The sequence below is a fragment of the Streptomyces sp. NPDC055506 genome (assembly GCF_053643595.1).
The window spans coordinates 1-2,063 of record NZ_JBSHKH010000277.1; the positions used below are offsets into that span (position 1 = coordinate 1).

The 2,063-nt window shown below is 66.2% G+C and carries 1 protein-coding gene; it reads left to right on the forward strand.

Translation table 11 applies throughout. From position 1 onward, the window contains the following. Positions 1-46: 46 nt before the first annotated feature. Positions 47-2,063, forward strand: a 2,017-nt coding sequence (locus ACWIF2_RS40565; RefSeq protein ID WP_454366709.1) for a non-ribosomal peptide synthetase, incomplete at its 3' end; no start/stop codon positions are given.

Here is a 2,063-nt window from a genome sequence, read left to right on the forward strand (position 1 = left end):
TGAGGTTGATCTGAGCGAGTACTCCGGGGCCGGTCAGCGTGAGCGGGTGGCGCGGCTGCTGGAGGAGGAACGGGCTGCCCGTTTCGACATGGCCAGCGCGCCGCTGATGCGTTTCGTCATCGTGCGTCTTGCTGCCGACCGGCACAGGCTGGTGATCACGAATCATCACATTCTGCTGGACGGCTGGTCGACTCCGCTGGTGCTGCGGGAACTGTTCGAGCTGTATGGGCAAGGCGGGGACGACAGTGCGCTGCCCGCGCCGGTGCCTTACCGGCCTTATCCGGCCTGGCTGGCACGGCAGGACCGGACCCGGGCCGAAGAAATGTGGCGTGAGGTGCTGGCCGGGGCGGAACCGACGAGGCTTGCGCCTGCCGGTCACCGTTCACTAGCCGGCAGTCATGGCGAGGTGACGCTTGCGTTGAGTGGCGAGGTCAGTGCTGGGGTTACGGAGTTGGCGCGTCGGCATGGGCTGACGGTGAACACGGTGCTGCAGACGGCGTGGGCGTTGTTGCTGGCCCGGCTGACGGGCAAGGACGATGTCGTCTTCGGTATGACGGTGTCGGGGCGGCCTGCGGAGATTCCCGGTATTGAGCAGATGGTCGGTCTGCTGATCAACACGGTTCCGGTGCGTGTCCGGCTCGATGCGTCGCAGTCTCTGACCGAGTTGATGGCCGGGGTGCAGGAGGAGCAGTCCCGGCTCAGCGACCACCAGTACCTTGGCCTGACCGACATCCAGGGCCTGGTCGGCGGGGGTGAACTCTTCGACACCCTCTACGTGTTCGAGAACTACCCCATCGGTGCAAATGGTACTGACCTCCCCGGCGGCCTGACGGTTAGCAGCATGGAAGGCCATGACGCGGCGCATTACCCGGTGAGTCTGGCAGTACTGCCCGGGGAGACGCTGAAGCTTCAACTCGGGCACGACACCGGCCTGTTCGACGACGCTTCTGCACGGCAGATGGTGGAGCGGTTGCGGCGGGTCATCGAGGAGATGGTCGCCGATCCTGGTGCGCGGGTCGATGGCGTCGACGTGCTGGAGCCTAAGGAGCGCGAGCGACTGTTGGTCGAGTACAACGACTCGGCCCGCCCTGTCCCGGACGGGACGTTCCCGCAACTGTTCGAGGCTCAGGTGGGGCGAACGCCCGATGCGGTCGCGGTCGCTTACCTGGACACGTCGGTGTCGTATGGGGAGTTGAATGCGCGGGCGAATCGGCTGGCGCGGGTGTTGGTGAAGCGGGGTGTGGGTCCGGAGCGTCTGGTCGGTCTGGCATTGCCGCGCTCGGTGGACATGGTCGTGGCGGTGCTGGCGGTGCTGAAGGCCGGCGGCGCGTACCTGCCCATCGACCCCGACTACCCCAGTGAGCGGATTGCGTTCATGCTCCAGGACGCCGATCCAGTTTGCGTCCTCACTGCGACGGAAACCGATCATGTGGCAGCGGAGGTGGGGGTGCCGTGTAGCCGGATCGAGGACCTCTACGACGGCGCAGAGGCCGGCTTTGTGGCGAGTGACGACCTTGCTGAGGGCGAGCGGCTTGGGTGTCTGCGCGCGGACAGCCCGGCATATGTGATCTATACGTCGGGGTCGACTGGCCGCCCCAAGGGTGTGAGCGTCACGCATACCGGGCTGGCGAGTATGCGTGCGATGCACGCCGACCGGTTCGGTGTGGGCCCTGACAGTCGGGTGCTGCAGTTCGCTTCGCCGAGTTTCGACGCTTCTGTGTGGGAACTGGTGATGGCGTTGCTGTCGGGTGCGGCGTTGGTGGTGGCGGACAGGGATCGGCTTCTTCCGGGGCCGGCGCTGGCGGAGTTGGTAGCGGCGGCAGGGGTGACGCATGTGACGTTGCCGCCGTCGGCGTTGGCTGTATTGCCGGCTGATGGGTTGCCGTCGGGTGTGGTGCTGGTGGTGGCCGGTGAGGCGTGTGCGCCGGATGTGGTGGCGCGGTGGTCGGTGGGCCGGCGGATGTTCAACGCCTATGGTCCGACCGAGTCGTCGGTGTGTGTTTCGGTCAGTGATGTGTTGGTGGGTGGGGTGGTTCCGCCGATTGGTCGGCCGGTGTGGAATA